Raw genomic sequence first — 18,196 nt, forward strand, 5'->3', positions numbered from 1 at the left:
AACGACAGCAGCAGACTCACGGTCGGTACCCCGTCACCGCATCAGGAATGGTGCACTTTCATCCGTACGAGGTGGTGCACGTTCGCTTGTACGCCGACAGTCCTCCACCCCAAGGATCGTCAAGCACCGCTTCGGGGGTGTTCGCCGTGAGCATTTCGTCGATGCAGCTGCGCAGCCCGACGCCGGTTGAGTCGATCCAGGTGAGCCATGGCACCGGCTGGAGCAGGCCGTCGTATTGACGGGTGCCGGGGTCGGTGAGGAGGGCGCGGAGCTCGTCGGGGGCGGGGTCGGTGACCAGGCACAGCCAGGCCAGGCCGGCGCCGATGCGGACCACGGGCGGTCGTTCGGGATCCGACCACAGGCCCCGGGCCCACTTGGGAGCGTGTTCATCCTGGTGTTCGCGGGCGAGTTGGGCGATCGCCAGGATCAGGCTCACCTGGACTACCGCGTCGTCTTCCTTCGCCAGCCTGGACTGCAGAGCAGAGGAGACGTGTGAAAGCCCGTCGGTCGCCGCCGCCAGAACGTACGCGGTCACGGAACGCACCTCGGGGTCAGGGGCGGAGAGAAGCGGGAGCAAAAGGTGCAGGTCGTCCGTGACGGCCTGTCGGGCGGCCTGGATCGTCCAGTCCACCGGGCACATCGTGCTGCCCTCGATCATCTCTGGCTCCTCGGCGACCTGGAGCAGACCTTCCCGCGATCCGTCCCCCATGTGCTGGCACCGGCCGATCTCGGCGACCAGGCGAAGGGTCTGCGCACGGAGTTCGGGGCGCGCGATCGCCGCGATCCGGAGTAGGAACGGCACCGCCAGTGCTCCTACCGCGATCGTGTTGCCCTGGTGGTGAAGACTCGTCCAGAGCTGCCGCAAGGCCCTGTCGGCAGGTTCGGCGTCCTCGGACACGAGCGTGGCGAGCAGGCCGGGGATCTCCTCGCCCGGGCCGTAGAAGTGCCGGAACCGCTGCCAGGGGACCTCGTCGTACCTGAAGCCGTCCTTGACCTCCCGCGGGATCGCGCTGACGGCCGCCCGCACGTCACAGTCCGTGCCGACCCACCGTTCTGGCCAGTCGTCCCAACGGTCATCGTCCATGGCTTGGCCTTCCGGTCCATCGACAGCATCCGAACGCCGGGAGTCTAACGACCGGTGATCAAGGGACGGACCGCTTCTGCCGCACTACGGTGGCAACGCACCAAGGCGACGTCATTTCTCGTGAGCATCTGCAGCACTCACGATCGCCAACTGCTGCCCAAACTGCTGATCAAACGCTGCTACTTCACGTGAACGAAGCCACTGGTACAACTACCACCGACCCCACACCGGAATCGGCGGTCAGACACCTGCCAGCCGCGTCACCATCCTGTCCGGACAGCACACCTAGCCGCCCTGCCCGTCCGCGATGAGGACCGCACCGGGTATGAGCGCACAAAGTTCAAGCATCGGGTCGACGCAGATAAGGACGGCTGTAACACCCGCGCCGAGGTGCTGAAAGTCGAGGCCGTCACCGCACCCGAGCAAGGTGCGAACTGCTGAGTGGCGGCCGCTGGTATTCGCCGTATGGTCCCGCTTGCCGAGGCCTGGGATTCTGGTGCCTTGGCATGGTCGTCGGTGGAGCGGGAGGCCTACGCCAATGACCTGGGCGATGAGCGGGCGTTGATCGCGGTGTCGGCGGCGTCGAACCGGTCGAAGGCGGACCAGGACCCGGCGACGTGGTTGCCGTCGGCCGCCGGCTACCGCTGTCAGTACGTCACCGACTGGATCGCCGACAAGACGCGCTGGGGCCTGACCATCGACACCGGTGAGAAAGTCGCCCTGACGAAGACCCTCAGCAACTGCCCCAACGCGCCGGTCACCGTCACCCTCGCCCGGTAGGGCCCGGCCCCTTCGGGCGACGGCGCCGGTACCGCCGTCCGTGAGCCGTGCTGAGCGACCGACAGCGGCGCAGCGTCATGTACGGCCACCCCCGGTCGACTGGGGAAAAGGGTTTCTGCCCGGCGCCAGCGGCGGGCTTCGTACGGACGTGTCACCCTCGGCCATGCGCACGACCGGCTCCAGAACGCTGGTTGCCCGGGCGAGTGTGACGGTGCGGCGGACGCAGAGGTCTCGACCTCTTGGCGGCCCACCAGTCCCGAAGCACTGATGACAGCGGGTCTTCGGACCTGTTCGGCGTTACGGTGCTGCTGTCGTGGTCGGGTCGCACGCGGTGCGGGTCCACTCTTTGTAGGGTTCCACGCGGTCGGTGAGTACCGCGTCCACGTCGGCGGCCTTCGCCTTTTCCCATGCCGGCGGCCAGTTCGCGGTCCAGGTGTAGACCTTCAGCCCGGCGGTGTGCCAGTCGCGGACCGCATTCGGGGTGGCGAGGAATCGGGAGACGTTCAGCGAGGTGCCGTACCGCGCCGCTTCCTTGCCGGTGATCTCGGTCTTCTCGTGGGTGAGCGCGGTGTGCAGTTCGGGCGCGGCCCGCTGTACCGCCTGGACCGGGTCCGCGTTGAAGCTGTGCACGACGACGTAGGGGGCTGCGCCGGTTGCGCGGATGGTGGTCAGCAGTGAGTGCAATTGTGCGGGCGTCGGCGTCGGCTTCAGCTCGACCATCGCCGTGAGGCGACGCGAGGCCGTGAAGCTCAGCGCTTCCTTGAGGGTCGGCACCGGCTCACCCCTCTTGGTGCGCAGGGCACGTACCTGAGAGGCCGTCATCGCGGCGATGAGCCCGTGCCCGGTGGTGGTGCGGTCGACAGTCGGATCGTGAGAGAGGACCGGTACGCCGTCCCGGGTCCACCACACATCGAACTCCACGCCGCTCACCCCCGCATTGGCGGCGTCCCGCAGCCCTCGTAACGTGTTTTCGTCCTCGGGAGTGCCCCGATGGCCGATCACCTGGGGCACTGTGCACCGTAACGCGGCAGCGGCAGCGGTCGTGTCCGCGGTGGCTGCGGTGTCCTCCGCCCAGGGCGGCGAACAGGCGGTCGTCACAGTGACAGCGGATGCCACAAGGGTCGCTAATCGAACCGATCTTCGCTTTATCACCGGCCAACGGTAGCCCGCACCCAGGTGCGTTGGCAGGAAAGTGGTTCGAATCACCGGCGGGCAGCCTGCGTTAGGGGACCGATACCTGGATTGCTGACGAGCGGGTGCGAGCGCCGTCGTGTTCCTGCCTTCCGCTTGGCCCGCGACGGCGACATGACTGGACGGTCAAGACGCCCAGGGAAGCCTGGCGTGCGGTTGTGCTGCCGCTCCACCTTGGCCAGGACCCATTACGCCGCGGTCGGCCCGACCGTTGAGCAGGCCGCGGCGCGGGGCTCATGGCGAGGCAGGGGCCTGCCCGGACAGCGAGCTGCGGCGGGTCGACCGTCGTGCGGATGCCGGGTGGTGAGACGGGATGCCGCCGTCGCAGCGGTGTCACCCCACCTGCTTGGCGGCCTGGTGAAGGGTTGAGGTGCGGGACGGGGCCGCACGTTACTGCGGACGGCATGACCTTGCTCACGGCCTGCCCCCGGCGCACCCCGGCGCTGTTCGTTTGTGTGTATTCGCGTCTGTACGCAGTGCGATGTTTGGTCTGAACCAGACTGTAGGGGTGGGTCCCGGTTCAGGGTTCACGGATGAACGGCGTCGCGATTTGCGCAGGTCAGCTGCTTTCAGCCATGTTGCTGTGACCTGAAACACACTCGATTGACGCCTCTGGGTAACGGTGCATTTACTTTGCGGGATCTTTGTGTGTTCTGTGTCAGGGGTGGGATTACGTGGACAACTGGTGGGGATCTTTAGGGCAGTCGTGGAGAAGTCGAAGACCGCGTGGAGCGGTTCTGGGGGGTGTTGCGGCGGCGTTGGTGGTGTCGGCGCTGCCTGTGCTGCCGGTCTCCGTGTCACCGGCGTCGGCGGTCACCGCTGACGCCGGGGCAGGGGAGATCGATGAGGCCACGGCGTCGGCTCAGGCCCAGGCCTCGGGGGAGCAGGTGGAGGTGACGGCGGACCGTACGGAGTACTCCACCACGCATGCGAACCCGGACGGATCGTTCACGCTCACGCAGTCCACTACTCCTCAGCGGGTGAAAGAGGCAGACGGCGGCTGGGGCGGGGTCGATCCGGTGCTGGAGCGGCGCGCGGACGGGCGGGTGGCTCCCCGGGGCGCGGTGGTGGATCTGTCGTTCTCCGGCGGCGGCCCCGGTTCGGGGATGATCCGTCTGGGCAAGGGCGGGCGGTCGGTCACGCTGGACTGGGCCGGGACACTGCCGCAGCCGGTACTGGACGGTCCGACGGCCACATATGCGAACGTCTTCGACGGGGTCGACCTGCAGCTGACGGCGACCGCCGAGGGCTACCGGGAGATCCTGGTCGTCAAAACGCCCGAGGCGGCGCAGAACCCGGCCCTGGAACGTGTCACGCTCGCCGCATCCGGGGACGGCCTGTCCGTCGTGCCCGGCGCGGGCGGTGGCCTGCGCGCCGTCGACGAGGACGGCAACGCCGTCTTCCGCGGCCCGGCAGGACAGATGTGGGACTCCGCCGGCGACGACGAGAGCGGCCCGCAAACCCAGTTGATGCGCACCGATGCCCCTGCCACCGTCGGCGCGCCGGGGGACGACGATCCGTCGCAGCCGGGGGACGGCGATGCCACCGCGGTGCTGCCGGTGAAGGTCGATGACGGCGCGGTCACGGTCCACCCGGACCTGGACCTGCTGCGCGGCGAGGACACCGTCTACCCCGTCTACATCGACCCCTCGGTCGGCCTGGGCGTCTCGGAGCGTACGAAGCTGTCCTCCGACGGCGACAAGTTCTGGATGTTCGACGGTGACAAGGGCGTCGGCAAGTGCGGTACCGCGGACGGCTACTACTGCGGTGGCGGCTACGTCGACCGCATGTACTTCGAGCTGGCCCCCACCAAGCTGGCCGGCAAGTACGTACTGGACGCCACCTTCCGGGCCCGTGAGACATGGTCGTTCAACTGCGACCCGCACTGGGTGGACCTGGTGCGCACCGACAACATCTCCGAGGGCACCGTCTGGCCCGGCCCCAAGCAGCTGGACTGGATGGGCGATCGCTACGTCGCGGCGGGCCGCGGGGACCTGTGCAGCCCCGACCAGCCGGATGCGTGGATCGAATTCCACGACAACCCCGCGGAGACGGACGAGAACCTCACGAGCACCGTCCGCTCCTTCGCGGACGGCAAACTCAGCAGGCTCACGCTGATGCTGCGCGCCAAGGACGAGGGGGATCCCCGGGCGTGGAAGCGGTTCGACGACAGCGCCGAGCTGCAGGTGGTCTTCGCCTACAAGCCGGGCGTGCCGACCAGCGTCGGGGTGATCCCAGGCGACGGGTCCACGGCGTACTGCAACAAGTCCTCCTCCGACCCGCTGGTGGTGACACGCAGGGACCCGATGGTCCAGGCCCGCGTGCAGACACTGGTCGAGGCCCACATGGGGGACGAGGAAGGCTCGCTGCAGGCCGAATTCGTGATCGAGCGCGGAGACGACTCCCCCTGGCATGAGGCGTGGACCGGGTACATGCCCAATCCCGGCTGGCACCCGGACGAGACCCTGGAGAAGCTGCGCACCAACGACCGAGCAGACAAGGGCTTGTACCGCTACAAGGCACGGACGCAGTCGCACTGGTCCTACGCCGGCAAGAGCGGTGACCTGTGGTCGCCCTACAGCTCCTGGTGCTACTTCAAGGTCGACTCGACCGCACCCAAGGCGCCCCGCATCACCGCCGGTTCCCCCTACACCGAGTGCACGGCGAACCTGTGCGAGGGCAAGGGCGGCCCAGGCGTTCCCGGATCGTTCACCTTCCAGCCGAACACCGCGGACATCGACACCACCGGGCACACCGACAACACCGCCTACGAGTGGAAGCTGCTGTCCACGTCTGCCCGGCAGGTCACCGGCGGGCTCAAGGCCGAGGCCAGGGACGTAACGCCACCGCTGTCCGGTACCCAGGTGCTGTCGGTGCGGGCCAAGGACGTCTACAACCGGTGGGGCGCGCCTGCCGAGTTCACCTTCAAGGTGGCTCCGGCCCCCGGCGCGGTGGGACGCTGGCACTTCGACGACGCACTCCCCGGTTCGGGGGCGACGCTGGCCAAGGACACCGCGACGGAGGGCACCCGGCACGACGCCACGCTGCAGACGGCGGGCGCAGGCTGGTCCACCTTGGGGCGCCGCGGCGAGACGGACTACTCGTTGTGGCTCAACGACGGCTCGGACGACACCCTGCGCTCCGGCTATGCCGCCACGTCCACGCCGGCGGTGAACACCAAGGATTCCTTCACCGTCTCGTCCTGGGTCTATCTGACCGACGTCTCACAGAACCGGGTGGTGTTGTCGGCACCCGGCAGCAACGCCTCGGCCTTCACCCTCTACTACTCGACGAGCCTCAAGAAGTGGGTGTTCAACCGCGTCGCCACCGACGTCAAGCAAGACCCGGTCTATCTGCGGTCGGTCGCCGATGCGGGGCCGCCGCCGCTGAAGGTGTGGACGCACCTGGCAGCCGTCTTCGACACCAAGGGCGACACGGACAAGACCAACGACACCATCCAGCTGTTCGTCAACGGCCGCCCGCAGGGCAAGCCGGTCGTGCTGAACGCGGCATCTTCCGCGTACCAGCCCTGGACCTCCACCGAGGGCCTTCAGATCGGCCGCTCCCGGGTCGGTGGCGTCTGGGGTGAGTACTTCCGCGGCCGTATCGACGAGGTCTCGGTGTGGCAGTACGCGCTCAGCCCCGAGCAGATCGCGGAGGAGGCCCAGCTGACGCAGGACGGTGTGCCGGCCAGTGAACTCGTCGCCGACTGGGATGCCGCATCCTCGACCGGCACCCAGATCAAGGAGCTGAGCCCCTACCCGGTACCGGAGCTGTCGCTGTCGTCCACCGGCGCGGTGTTGGACGCGGACAACAACGATCTTGTCCTCGACGGGACGTCCGGCTATGCCTCGGCCACCGGTCCGGTGACCGATGAGACGAGCTCGTTCACCGTCTCCGCCCGCGTTCGGCTGGACGGTGACAAGCTGGCGGACAAGCCGGTCGGCTACGAGGCCCAGGTGGCGGGGCAGGCCGCAGGCGGCGAGTCCTCGTGGGCGCTGTGGGTGGTCAAGTCCAAGGCCGACACCTACCAGTGGAAGTTCACCCGGACCGCTGTGGGAGCGGACGGAAAGGCCAGCCAGAGCGCGCAGGTGGCAGCCGGTGACCTCGCCGAGCTGGACACCTGGGTGGACGTCACCGGCGTCTATGACGCGCAGGAGAACTGGCAGTGGATTGATCCCGCTGATCCCACCAGGACCGAGGACCGCATGGGCCGGCTGCACCTGTACGTCGGCGGGCAGGAGCAGCTCGGCGAGGACGACCCCGGGTTTTCCGCCGTCCAGCAGGGCAGCGGCACACTGTCCGCGGGCAGGGGAACGGCCGGCGGCTCCACGGGCTACTACCTTCCCGGCTCGCTGGAATCCCTGCGGATGTGGACCGGGGCGATGAACCTCGACCAGATCCGCTCCCAAGTCCTGCACAGCCACGACACCGTCTGAGGAACACCGACGCCGGCAGTGCTGCCCCGCCACACGCGGGGCAGCACTCGCCACCGGCGTACGTGGTGCCTGCGGGCACCTTCTCTTTCTCTGTTCTGCCTCCTGTTTTCAACGGCACCCCGTCCGGCCCGACGCGGCCGGGCGCCGCGTAGGAAGAACCCAGCATGAACCCCTTTGGCATACCCCGCCCTGACGGGGACCGCCGCGGGTCCGCAACCAGAAGACGCTGGTCGCGGCGTATCGCCGCGACCACCGGTCTGGCCCTGCTGCCCGGCTTGCTGACCCCCGTGGCCTTCGCCGCGGACACCACCCCCCTGGGCCGCCCACACCTGAAGCCCGAACACGCCACCAAGGTCAGCCCGTTCACCGCCCAGGTGAACAAGAAGGCCGCAGCCGAGGTGAAGAAGGCCGCCGCAGCCGACCAGGCGGCCGCGGCTCGCGCCCGCCACGACCAGCAGCGCACGGTCACCTGGCCGAAGGCCGGCAAGGCCTCGCTGACCGTCCCGGACAAGGGCACCGCCAAGGCCGCTCCCGGCTCGCTTCCGGTCACCGCAACCAGCCCCGTCAAGGGCAAGCGGGCCGGTTTGGTCACCGTCGAGGTTCTCGACCAGAAGACGGCCTCCACCCTCGGCGTCAAGGGCGTGGTCCTCAAACTCACCGGGGCCGGTACCGGCGGCACCACACGGCTCGGCATCGACTACTCCGCCTTCGCCTCCGCCTACGGCGGCGACTGGGCCGGCCGCCTCCAGCTCGCCCGCCTGGCCGACTGCGCCCTGAAGGACCCCGCCGCGGCCAAGTGCCACCAGCGCGACGTCCTGGACGCGGTCAACAACCGCGAGGCGAACAGCATCTCCGCACCGGTGACCCTCCCCGGGGGCGGGCAGCCGATGCTGCTGGCCGTCACCGCGGGCGCGACATCGGGGGCCGGCAGCTACAAGGCGACACCGCTGTCGGCTTCCTCCACGTGGGAGGCCGGCGGCTCCTCGGGCTCCTTCACCTGGTCCTACCCCCTGCGGGTGCCCCCGGCCGCGGCCGGCCCCCAGCCGGACCTGACCATCTCCTACGACTCCGGAGCCGTCGACGGCCAGACGGCCAACTCCAACAACCAGGGCAGCCAGATCGGCACCGGCTTCGACCTGACCTCCTCCTACATCGAGCGCAAGTACCACTCCTGCGATGACGACGGCCAGGACGGCAAGTACGACCTGTGCTGGAAGTACGACAACGCCTCCCTCGTCCTCAACGGCAAGGCCACCGAACTGGTCAAGGACGACCAGACGGGTACCTGGCGGCTCAAGGACGACGACGCCTCCACCGTCACCCACTCCACCGGCGCCGACAACGGCGACGAGGGCACAACGGGCGTCGACGGAGCAGGCGAGTACTGGACGGTCGTCACCGGCAACGGAACCAAGTACGTCTTCGGCCTGAACAAGCTCGACGGCGCCTCAACCGACGACCGCACCAACTCCGTATGGACGGTCCCCGTCTTCGGCGACGACCAGGGCGAGCCCGGCTACAGCGCCGGAGACTCCTTCGCCGGGCGCGCCAAGAACCAGGCCTGGCGCTGGAACCTCGACTACATCGAGGACACCCACGGCAACGCCTCGTCCTACTGGTACACCGCCGAGCACAACAACTACGACAAACTCGGCGACGACACCACCGGCACCGACTACATCCGCGGCGGCTACCTCAAGGAGATCCGCTACGGCCAGCGCGCCGGCAAGCTGTTCTCCGCCTCCCCGGCCGCCTCCGACAAGGTCGTCTTCGACTACGCCGAGCGATGCCTGGCCACGGGCACCGGCTGCGACTCACTGACCAAGGACACCCGCGACAACTGGCCGGACGTCCCCTTCGACGCCCTGTGCAAGGACGGCGACAAGTGCACCGGCAACGTCGGCCCGTCCTTCTTCACCCGCAAGCGGCTGACGACGATCACCACCTACGCCTGGAACGCCAAGGCGGCCACCCCCGCCTACGATCCGGTGGACGTCTGGGCGCTCAAGCACCTCTACCTCGACCCCGGTGACACCGGCGACTCCACCGACCAGTCGCTCTGGCTCGACGAGATCCGGCACACCGGCAAGCGCGGCACCGACCTCTCCCTCGACCCGGTCACGTTCGACCACGTGATGCTGCCCAACCGTGTCGACGGCACGGCGGACGACATCCTGCCGCTGAACAAGCCCCGCCTGAAGGCCGTCACCTCCGAGACCGGCGCCCAGACCATCGTCACCTACCTGGACGCCGACTGCACCGCGGCCGGTACCAAGCCCAAGCTGGACGAGAACACCCGGCGCTGCTACCCGGTGTACTGGTCGCCCAACGGCGAGAAGGACCCCCGGCTCGACTGGTTCCAGAAGTACCCGGTCAGCGCCGTGTCCACCACCGATCCCCACGGCGGCTCCGAAGCCGTACAACACAGCTACCAGTACACCGGCGGCGGCGCCTGGCACTACGACGAGGACCCGATGACGCCCGCCAAGGAGCGCACCTGGTCCATCTGGCGCGGCTACCAGCAGGTCACCCACCTCACCGGCATCCCCGGGCGCACCCAGAGCAAACAGACCAGCATCCACCTGCGCGGCATGAACGGCGACCGCGTCCTCAGCTCCGACGGCAAGACCCCGGACCCCGACCAGCGCAAGACCATCACCGTCACCGGCATCAAGGCCGGCCAGATCACCGACGCCGAGCAGTACGCGGGCTTCACCCGCGAATCGGTCACCTACAACGGCACCGAGGAAGTCGGCGGCACCGTCAACGACCCGTGGTCCAAGCGGACGGCGACCCAGCACAAGTCCTACGCCGACACCGAGGCGTACTACGTACGCACCGCCGCCACCCACACCCGCACCCGCATCACCAGCAAACTCACCCCCTACGACCGCGTCACCACCGTCAAAACCGCCTACGACGACTACGGCATGGCCACCACCGTCGAGGACCAGGGCGACGACGCGGTCACCGGCGACGAGAAGTGCACCCGCACCTGGTACGCCCGCAACGACGACAAGGGCATCAACTCCCTCGTCTCCCGCAACCGCACCGTCGCCGCCACCTGCGCCACCGCCGACTCCGCCCTCGACCTGCCCGCCGACTCCACCCGGCCCGGCGACGTCATCGCCGACACCGCCACCGTCTACGACGACCCCACCGCCACCACCTGGACGCCGTCCCAGAAGCCGCTCAAGGGCGAGGTCACCTGGACCGGACGCGCCAAGGGCTACGCCATTGACGACACCCCCGCCTGGCAGAAGGTGTCCAAGACGACGTACGACGACCTCGGCCGCGTCAAGACCGTCACCGACACCAACGACCTGCCGGTCGCCTCGACCACCTACGACCCGGCCGACTCCGGCCCGCTGACCTCGACAACCGTTGAGGACGCCAAAACCTACAAGACAACCCAGAACCTGGACTTCGCGACCGGCGCAGCCTTGAAGGTCACCGACCCGAACGGCAAGGTCACCGAGAGCGAATACGACAGCCTCGGCCGCATCACCAAGCTCTGGCTCCCCAACCGGCTCACGGTCCTGGACAAGACCCCCAACTACGTCTACACCTACCACGTCACCAGCACGGACATGTCGTGGGTGTCCACCGGCACCATCAAGCACGACGGCTCCGGATACAACACCGTCTACGAGTTCTACGACTCCCTGCTGCGCTCCCGTCAGGTCCAGGCTCCCACTCCGCAGGGCGGCCGGCTCGTCTCCCTGACCGAGTACGACGCGCGGGGTCTCGCGGTCAGTCAGCAGTCCGACATCTGGGACAGCACCGCACTGCCCGGCTCCACCGCGGTGGAGGTCTCCGGCGGCCAGGCACCTCTGCAGACGGACACCACCTATGACGGGGCAGCCCGGCCCGTGAAGGCGGAGACGAAGATCCACGGCGTCACCCGCTGGACCACCGACACCACCTACACCGGCGACACCGTCGCCACCACCGCCCCGACGGGCGGCCAGGCCACCGCCGTGACCACCAACGCCCTCGGCCAGACCACCCAGCGCCGCGAGTACGCCGGCCCCACACCGACCGGCACCAACTTCACCACGACCGACTACACCTACACCCCCGCCGGACAGCAGAAGACGGTCACCGGCCCCGACCAGACCAAGTGGTCCTACACCTACGACCTCTTCGGCCGCCAGGCCACGGCCACCGACCCCGACAAGGGCAAGACCGCGACGGAGTACAACGACCTCGACCAGGTCGTCAGCACCACCCCCAACGACGACGCCTCGAAGAAACTCCTCTACGAGTACGACCAGCTCGGCCGCAAGACCGGCATGTGGCAGAAGGACAAGACCGACGCCAACAAACTCGCCGCCTGGAGCTTCGACCAGCTCGCCAAGGGCCAGCAGGACACCGCCACCCGCTACGACGGCGGCGTGACCGGCAAGGCCTACACCAGCAAGGTCACCGCCTACGACGCGATGTACCACGTCACCGCCAGCCAGTTGCTCCTGCCCGACAGCGAGCCCCTGGTCTCCGGCGGCTACGTCAAGAACACGCTGTCGTTCACCACGGGCTACAACCTCGACGGCTCGATCAGCCAGTACTCCGCGCCGGCCGTCGGCGGCCTGCCCTCCGAAGGCGTCTCCTACACCTTCAACGCCCTCGGACAGCAGGTCACCGCCAAGGGCACCACCGGCTACCTGCATGGCGCCGCCTTCTCCCCGCAGGGCGACCTGCGCCAGCTCACCCTGGGCATGGACGGGACATCCTCGGCGAAGAAGGCCTACCTCAACTGGGATTACGAGGAAGGCACCCGCCGCCTCACCCGCTCCTACGTCACCGACGACGTGCACGGCTACATGCCGCAGGAGCTGAAGTTCACCCAGGACGACGCCGGCAACGTCACCTCCATCACCGACGCCACCACCCTGGGCGGCACGGCCAAGGCCGACAACCAGTGCTTCACCTACGACGGCAACCGCCGCCTGACCGAAGCCTGGACCCCTAAGACCGCGGACTGCACCGCCTCCGGCCGCACCCTCGCCAACTTCGACGGCGCCGCCCCTTACTGGACGTCGTACACCTACACCGAGGCCGGCCAGCGCAAGACCGAGACCCAGCACACCGCCACCGGCGACAAGACCACCACCTACACCTACAACGACCCCGCCGACACCAAGCCCCACACCCTCGACAAGACCACCGGCACCCGCACCGCCACCTACGCCTACGACGCCGCCGGCAACACCACCTCCCGTCCCGGCCCCACGGCCCAGCAGACGCTGACCTGGAACACCGAAGGCGACCTCACCAAGCTCACCGAGGGCACCAAGGAGACCGGCTACCTCTACGACGCGAACGGCGAGTTGCTGATCCGCCGCGCCAAGGGCGACGGCGAGACCATCCTCTACCTGGGCGCCGGCACGGAACTCCACGTCACTACCAAGGGCACCACGAAGACCACTTCGGCGACCCGTTACTACTCGGCCAACGGCCAGACCATCGCCGTCCGTACCGCCACCACCGGCGTCACCGGCACCAAGCTCAGCTTCCTGGCCGCCGACCACCACGGCACCTCCAGCATCGCCCTGGAAGCCGGCACCTACGCGCTCACCAAGCGCTACAGCACCCCCTTCGGCGCCCCCCGCGGCACCAAACCCACCACCTGGCCCGACGACAAGGCCTTTCTCGGCAAACCCGCCGACGACGCCACCGCCCTCACCCACATCGGCGCCCGCGAATACGACTCCACCACCGGCCAGTTCATCAGCGTTGACCCCATGCTGGCCCTGGACCAGCACCAGTCACTCAACGGCTACGCCTACGCCAACAACTCACCGATCACCTTCAGCGACCCCACCGGCCAATGCCTCTACCTCCCCGGCGGCATGTGTGGAGGCAAGGGCTCGATCCAAGAAGCCGAGAAAAGGTACAAAAAGCGGTTCCCGCAGAAGTATTCTGATAACGGAGATTCTGGGGAATCGGGAACTGTTTCTGTCAAGCCTTCCGGAGAAACGGACGACGGCGGTTACCATTGCGTTGGGACTGGCCTTCTGACATATTGCGGCGGACCGTCAGACCCAGGACCCGATGACTCGAGCTCGAACTTGGGTAACTATATATCCAGTCTGGCGACGGACAGTGACTTCTGGTCGGGGCTCGGGCAAACCATCCTCGGAGGGTTCAGCACAGGCGGCGGAGTCGTCCTTGGCGCCTCGGGCGTAGTCGAGTGCGGCACCGCAGTGCTGTGCGAAGTAGGAGTCCCCTCAATCGCCGGCGGCGCCGGAGCTGTGGTCTTCGGCAAGAAGATGATCGACTCGGGTGCCGACAAACTGGGCCAAGCCTTCCGTGAGGCTGACGGTGCCGCCAGCGGAACAGGCGAGGGAGTCACGCTCAGTGACGAGGAGGGTCTTGCTGCAGCTAGGGCGGCCGCAGGTAAATTCAAGGAACCTGGTGGCACGAACGGCGCGCTCTATGTGGAAGGCCACGACGATATCGTTGCTAATATATCCTCGGGATCTAACAACCTTCCGAAGGGGTACGTAAGGCCTCCAGGGAGCAACACATCAAATTATCATCACGCAGAATCTCAGGCCGCCGCCCTAATGCGTTCCAAGGGGTGGAGTAATGCACATCTCTACATCGATCAAACGTATATATGTGGGAGATGCTTCGATCACCTAGATCGAATGCTGCCGAAGGGGGCGACGCTGCGTGTTACCTGGCGCGATACGTTCGGTGAGGTTCAGACAAAGCCTTTCACTGGCAAGTAGCTGAGAGGGCCCCGGCGCTTTTCCTCCCGCTTAGGGATTGGTGGAGAGGGCGCCGGGGCACGATTCTTTGCTTCTGCTGCGCTTAGTACCACTCAATCCCGGGGATGTTGGTAAGGTACTCCAGGGACGAGGCGGTGATGGCGCCTATCTGGACCTCACTGAAGCCTGGCTTATTTCCCCAGGGCTCCACATCCTCCATCGCCGGGCCAACGTCTGCGATTAGTGATTCACTTGCAAATATGCGGTGCCCTGTTCGTGGCCAGTGCCAACCCTCGAAAGCCACCTCTGTCATCGGTGCGAGAATCTGGGTGAGATGGTCATCATTCACGCATTCGCATGATTTCGCATAAGGTGCGTTATATGCTGCTTCGTTCACAGCGTTGTGGATCAGGAAGTCTGTGAGGGTCTCCCGAAGTCGTACCCAGTCTCCGTAAAGCCGCCCCTCGTATACGGTCGACGGATTTTCCGGGTCAAATCCCCAAATTGCGTCACCGGGGTCGGCCATGAAAATGATTTTACCATTCTTGGTGATCATCTCCTCGGGTGGTAGAAGCTTCTTGTTCCTTACCAGAGGTACGGTCCATCTCGCTGCTAGTGCATGCCAATTGTGCAGCGGTGATGGCAAATTTTTGTACTGCTCTGGCATAGTCACTACCTGGCGGTTCGGCGGTCCGTACCAAGTTGTGAGGAAGTTGCTCAGCTCGATGCTGGATGGATCGATCATGGAGTGATTATCGCATGGTTGGCTCGGAGGTTGCGTGAACCTATGTGACCGAATATGCCCTGGAGCGGGCTGGATCGGCGAACGCGGCGGCAGGCTGGGAGCCTGCGCCGTCTTCCTCAGTGAGGAAACCGATGCCGTGCTGGCCTACTGGCCTGACCAGCAGCAGTTCCGGCACCGTTCGCGGGGCTATTCGCTGGCCGCGTCCTCTTGTACGGGATACTGCATAGCCTCGGTCTCGGCCGCACCGCGTGGAGGCCGGCATGAACGGCGGGGAGAAGTCCGGTCTCGACCTGCCGGATCGCGTTTCGGGTCCCGATGGAGCAGGTGTCCTACCACGGTGGTGCGCCGGGACGGACGCGAGCCGATAGGCCTGGGCACCGCGATCGGCACGCTGGCGACTGAACGGGCCGAAGGGGCCCCTCGGCACGACCGCATTGACCAACCGGCCCCACCTTCCGAACGCCGCCACCTCCACGATCTGCCCGGGCCAAGGCCCCGCTCGATGCACGCACAGGCCATCGCTCGCATCCCCTGATCGGGTAGACCCCACCGTTTTCCGGGCGTGTCGTACGGAGTCCTCGCTACGAAGAGCACGACCAGTGATCTCCGAAAGGACTTCGTCGTGCGCTTCGCCCGGACCGCCGCCCTCGCCGCGACCCTTGCGGCCCTGCTCGCCCCCGCCGCCCATGCCGCCCCGACCACCGACACCGCCGGGCGCGCTGCCAGTCGGTCCGTCACCTTGCCGGTGCGTGACGCCCTGGCCGAGTTGCCTATCCGCGATGAGGACCGCAGCGGGTATGAGCGCACCAAGTTCAAGCACTGGGTTGACGCGGACAAGGACGGCTGCAACACGCGTGCCGAGGTGCTGAAGGCCGAGGCAGTCACCGCGCCCGAGCAAGGCGCGAGCTGCCGGTTGAGTGGCGGCCGGTGGTATTCGCCGTATGACGACCGTTACATCACCGGACCCAGCGGCCTGGACATCGACCACTTGGTCCCGCTCGCCGAGGCCTGGGACTCCGGCGCCTCCGCCTGGTCGTCGGCGGAGCGGCAGTCCTACGCCAACGATTTGGGCGACGAGCGGGCACTGATCGCGGTGTCGGCCGCGTCGAACCGGTCGAAGGCGGACCAGGACCCGGCGACGTGGCTGCCGCCGGCCACCGGCTACCGCTGCCAGTACGTCACCGACTGGGTCGCTGACAAGACGCGCTGGGGCTTGAGCATCGACTCCGGCGAGGAAGCCGCCCTGTCCCAGGTCCTCAGCCACTGCCCGAACGTGCCGATCAGCGTCACCCTCGCCCGGTAGGGCCGGCCGTTGCGGCCCCAGGCACCGGGTGGTCAGTCCTGCACCGGCAGGTCGGTGGTGTAGTCCGTGAGGAGGCCGGACCGGTTCGCGGTGTACTCGGCGCGCTCCTGGAGGTCTTCCTCACCGATCGTGGGGTGGACGGGTGGTGTGGCCGGTGCGGGCCAGAGCTGGATGAGGTGCCGTTCGCCGTGGTCGCCGATGCCGGGTTCGGGGTCGTCAGCGTGGCAGTACAGACGCATCCGTATCCAGCGGTCGGGGCCGGGAGCGGGGTGTACACGCAGGGGCGGTTCTTCTTCCGGCCATGCGTCCATGATGTCGCCTGGGTCGACCGTGGCGAGGTGCACACGGTCGGTCTCGGCCAGCAGGCTGATCTCTTCCGCGGGTTCCCAGGCGCTGTCCGTCTCGGGGGCGGGCCGGCTGTCATGGATCTGGACGGTGAGCTGCAAGGGGCCGGTGTCGGTGGTCGGCAGGACGATGGCGCTGGAGGCGCCGGCGGGCCCGCAGCGCCAGCCGTAGGGCATCTCGTCGGGGTAGTCGTCGTGTTCGGTGAAGCCGATGAGGTATCCGCTCTCGCCGAGGTTGACGGTGAACTCCGCTTCGTGGACCAGCATGAACAGCTCCCGTTTCACAGCCGAAGTGCTCCTCCCCGAGGCGGCCAGGGAGGAGCACCTTTGGTCTAGCACAAGGTGGTGCGGCGGTTCAGACGATCACGAAGAAGGGATCGTGGTCCATGACGTGGTACGCGCGGCGCCAGGTGGTGATGGTCCCGCCCTGGCTGTCGTTCTCCGCCTTCCTCACCCACGTGATGGTGCGCTCCTTGGCCGGCAGGTGGGTGCCGCCCTCGTAGGTGGAGGCGAAGGGGTACTCGTCGCAGGAGGTGCGGCCCGCGCGCTTCATGCCGGCCGGCGGGTTCTTCGGGCACACGGCGGCCCGGTTCTTGTTCTTCTGCTTGTCGTTGATCATCCAGTGCAGCGGCTTGCCGCCGTAGGGGTCACCGTAGTGGCCGCCGCGGTGCCGGAGCCCGCGGATGCCGTCGGCGATGATCGGCTGGTTGATCAGGGAGACGCCGGTCGGAGAGTCGGGGATCGCGCATCCGCTGGTGCCGTAGTAGTTGTCGCACCGGTAGACGGCAGAGTCGTACGAGACGGTGCCGGGGCTGTAGCCGGCCTTGGTGAACCTGTACGTGTAGGTGGTCTTCGCCTTGGCGTTGATCTTCTTCTTCTGGATGGGGCTGGTCGTGTAGTCGACGCTGCCGCTCGACTTGCTGTCCAGGGTGCGGCCCTGGTCGAAGTGGACCTTGGCCTTCGTCCCGCTCTTGGACGAGGCGGCGATGTTGACGTGCAGACCCTTGCCCGCCCGCGTGGTCTTCGCCTTGGAGATGGAGAACTTCTCCGACCAGTTGACGGACTTCGCCTTCAGGGTCATCTGGTGCTTGACGTCGAAGTCAGCGGTCCCTTCGAGGACCGGCCGCCCGCGCACGATCTTGACGACGTCGACGTGGATGGTGATCCACTCGCACTCGCTGTACCGGTTCACCGTGATGCGGTTGATGGTGCACGTGGCGTTCGCGGTCGGTGCCGCCACCGCCGGCGTGCCGGCCTGCTTGGCCGAGTGACTGACCGTGACGCGCAGCGTGCCGGCGTCCTGCTGCTCAGCCGCCGCGGGTGCACCGACTCCGACGGCCAGCGCGCTCACCGCGACCGCACCGGCAGTGATGGTCCGTCCTAACTTCACTCTATTCCCCCAGAGTTGACTACGGACGCGCCAGGAAACCCCAGCAACTGGGCCCCCTCCTGGTCGCGTTGACCGCATCCAAGCACGACGCCTTGAGAGCATGCATCCGGATTACGGCGATCCGGGCGCTCTACGAACGCTTTCAGACAGTCTGAGCCGTGCGAGCCGCCCCTCGCCGACGCGACCACTGCTGCACGCCCGTCC

The 18,196-nt window shown here is 67.2% G+C and carries 8 protein-coding genes and 1 pseudogene; 4 read left to right on the forward strand and 5 right to left on the reverse strand.

Annotated features, from left to right (window positions below):
- Positions 1-58 precede the first annotated feature (58 nt).
- Complete coding sequence (locus tag IH25_RS42635) at positions 59-1,084, reverse strand: hypothetical protein (protein WP_245172941.1); 1,026 nt, start codon at positions 1,082-1,084, stop codon at positions 59-61.
- A gap of 294 nt (positions 1,085-1,378) precedes the next feature.
- Here IH25_RS42635 and IH25_RS43240 point away from each other — a divergent pair.
- Positions 1,379-1,864, forward strand: a pseudogene (locus IH25_RS43240) (HNH endonuclease family protein).
- A 297-nt stretch (positions 1,865-2,161) separates the two neighbouring features.
- Here IH25_RS43240 and IH25_RS0132060 read toward each other — a convergent pair.
- A complete protein-coding gene (locus IH25_RS0132060; RefSeq protein WP_157847053.1) occupies positions 2,162-2,875 on the reverse strand; it encodes a glycerophosphodiester phosphodiesterase in 714 nt (237 codons plus the stop codon).
- 1,889 nt (positions 2,876-4,764) lie between these two features.
- Here IH25_RS0132060 and IH25_RS0132065 point away from each other — a divergent pair.
- Together IH25_RS0132065 and IH25_RS0132070 are read left to right on the forward strand one after the other, a co-directional pair.
- Entirely contained in the window at positions 4,765-7,494 is a 2,730-nt protein-coding gene (locus tag IH25_RS0132065) for a laminin G domain-containing protein (RefSeq protein ID WP_245172950.1), read from the forward strand.
- A gap of 314 nt (positions 7,495-7,808) precedes the next feature.
- Positions 7,809-14,231 (forward strand): RHS repeat-associated core domain-containing protein, encoded by a 6,423-nt coding sequence (locus tag IH25_RS0132070; RefSeq protein ID WP_030618759.1) that lies wholly within the window; start codon positions 7,809-7,811, stop codon positions 14,229-14,231.
- Between the two features lie 82 nt (positions 14,232-14,313).
- On the opposite strand, the gene IH25_RS41410 is transcribed toward IH25_RS0132070, so the two are convergent.
- The gene (locus tag IH25_RS41410) at positions 14,314-14,955 is read right to left on the reverse strand and encodes a hypothetical protein (protein WP_157847054.1); all 642 of its coding nucleotides are present in this window, start codon (positions 14,953-14,955) and stop codon (positions 14,314-14,316) included.
- Between the two features lie 622 nt (positions 14,956-15,577).
- On the opposite strand from IH25_RS41410, the gene IH25_RS0132080 reads away from it, so the two are divergent.
- Positions 15,578-16,258, forward strand: coding sequence for an HNH endonuclease family protein (locus IH25_RS0132080; RefSeq protein WP_030618761.1), 681 nt, complete (start codon positions 15,578-15,580; stop codon positions 16,256-16,258).
- Between the two features lie 32 nt (positions 16,259-16,290).
- Here IH25_RS0132080 and IH25_RS0132085 read toward each other — a convergent pair whose 3' ends face one another.
- Complete coding sequence (locus IH25_RS0132085; protein WP_245172944.1) at positions 16,291-16,887, reverse strand: hypothetical protein; 597 nt, start codon at positions 16,885-16,887, stop codon at positions 16,291-16,293.
- A 70-nt stretch (positions 16,888-16,957) separates the two neighbouring features.
- Positions 16,958-17,953, reverse strand: coding sequence for a NucA/NucB deoxyribonuclease domain-containing protein (locus tag IH25_RS0132090; RefSeq protein WP_245172945.1), 996 nt, complete (start codon positions 17,951-17,953; stop codon positions 16,958-16,960).
- Positions 17,954-18,196: the final 243 nt, after the last annotated feature.

The sequence above is a fragment of the Streptomyces achromogenes subsp. achromogenes genome (genome assembly GCF_000720835.1).
GTDB classification, from domain to species: domain Bacteria; phylum Actinomycetota; class Actinomycetes; order Streptomycetales; family Streptomycetaceae; genus Streptomyces; species Streptomyces achromogenes.

Coding starts and splice junctions, on each gene's coding strand:
- IH25_RS41410 (WP_157847054.1), bottom strand. CDS start 14,955: ATGATCGATCCATCCAGCATCGAGCTGAGCAACTTCCTCACAACTTGG.
- IH25_RS42635 (WP_245172941.1), bottom strand. CDS start 1,084: ATGGACGATGACCGTTGGGACGACTGGCCAGAACGGTGGGTCGGCACG.
- IH25_RS0132065 (WP_245172950.1), top strand. CDS start 4,765: ATGTTCGACGGTGACAAGGGCGTCGGCAAGTGCGGTACCGCGGACGGC.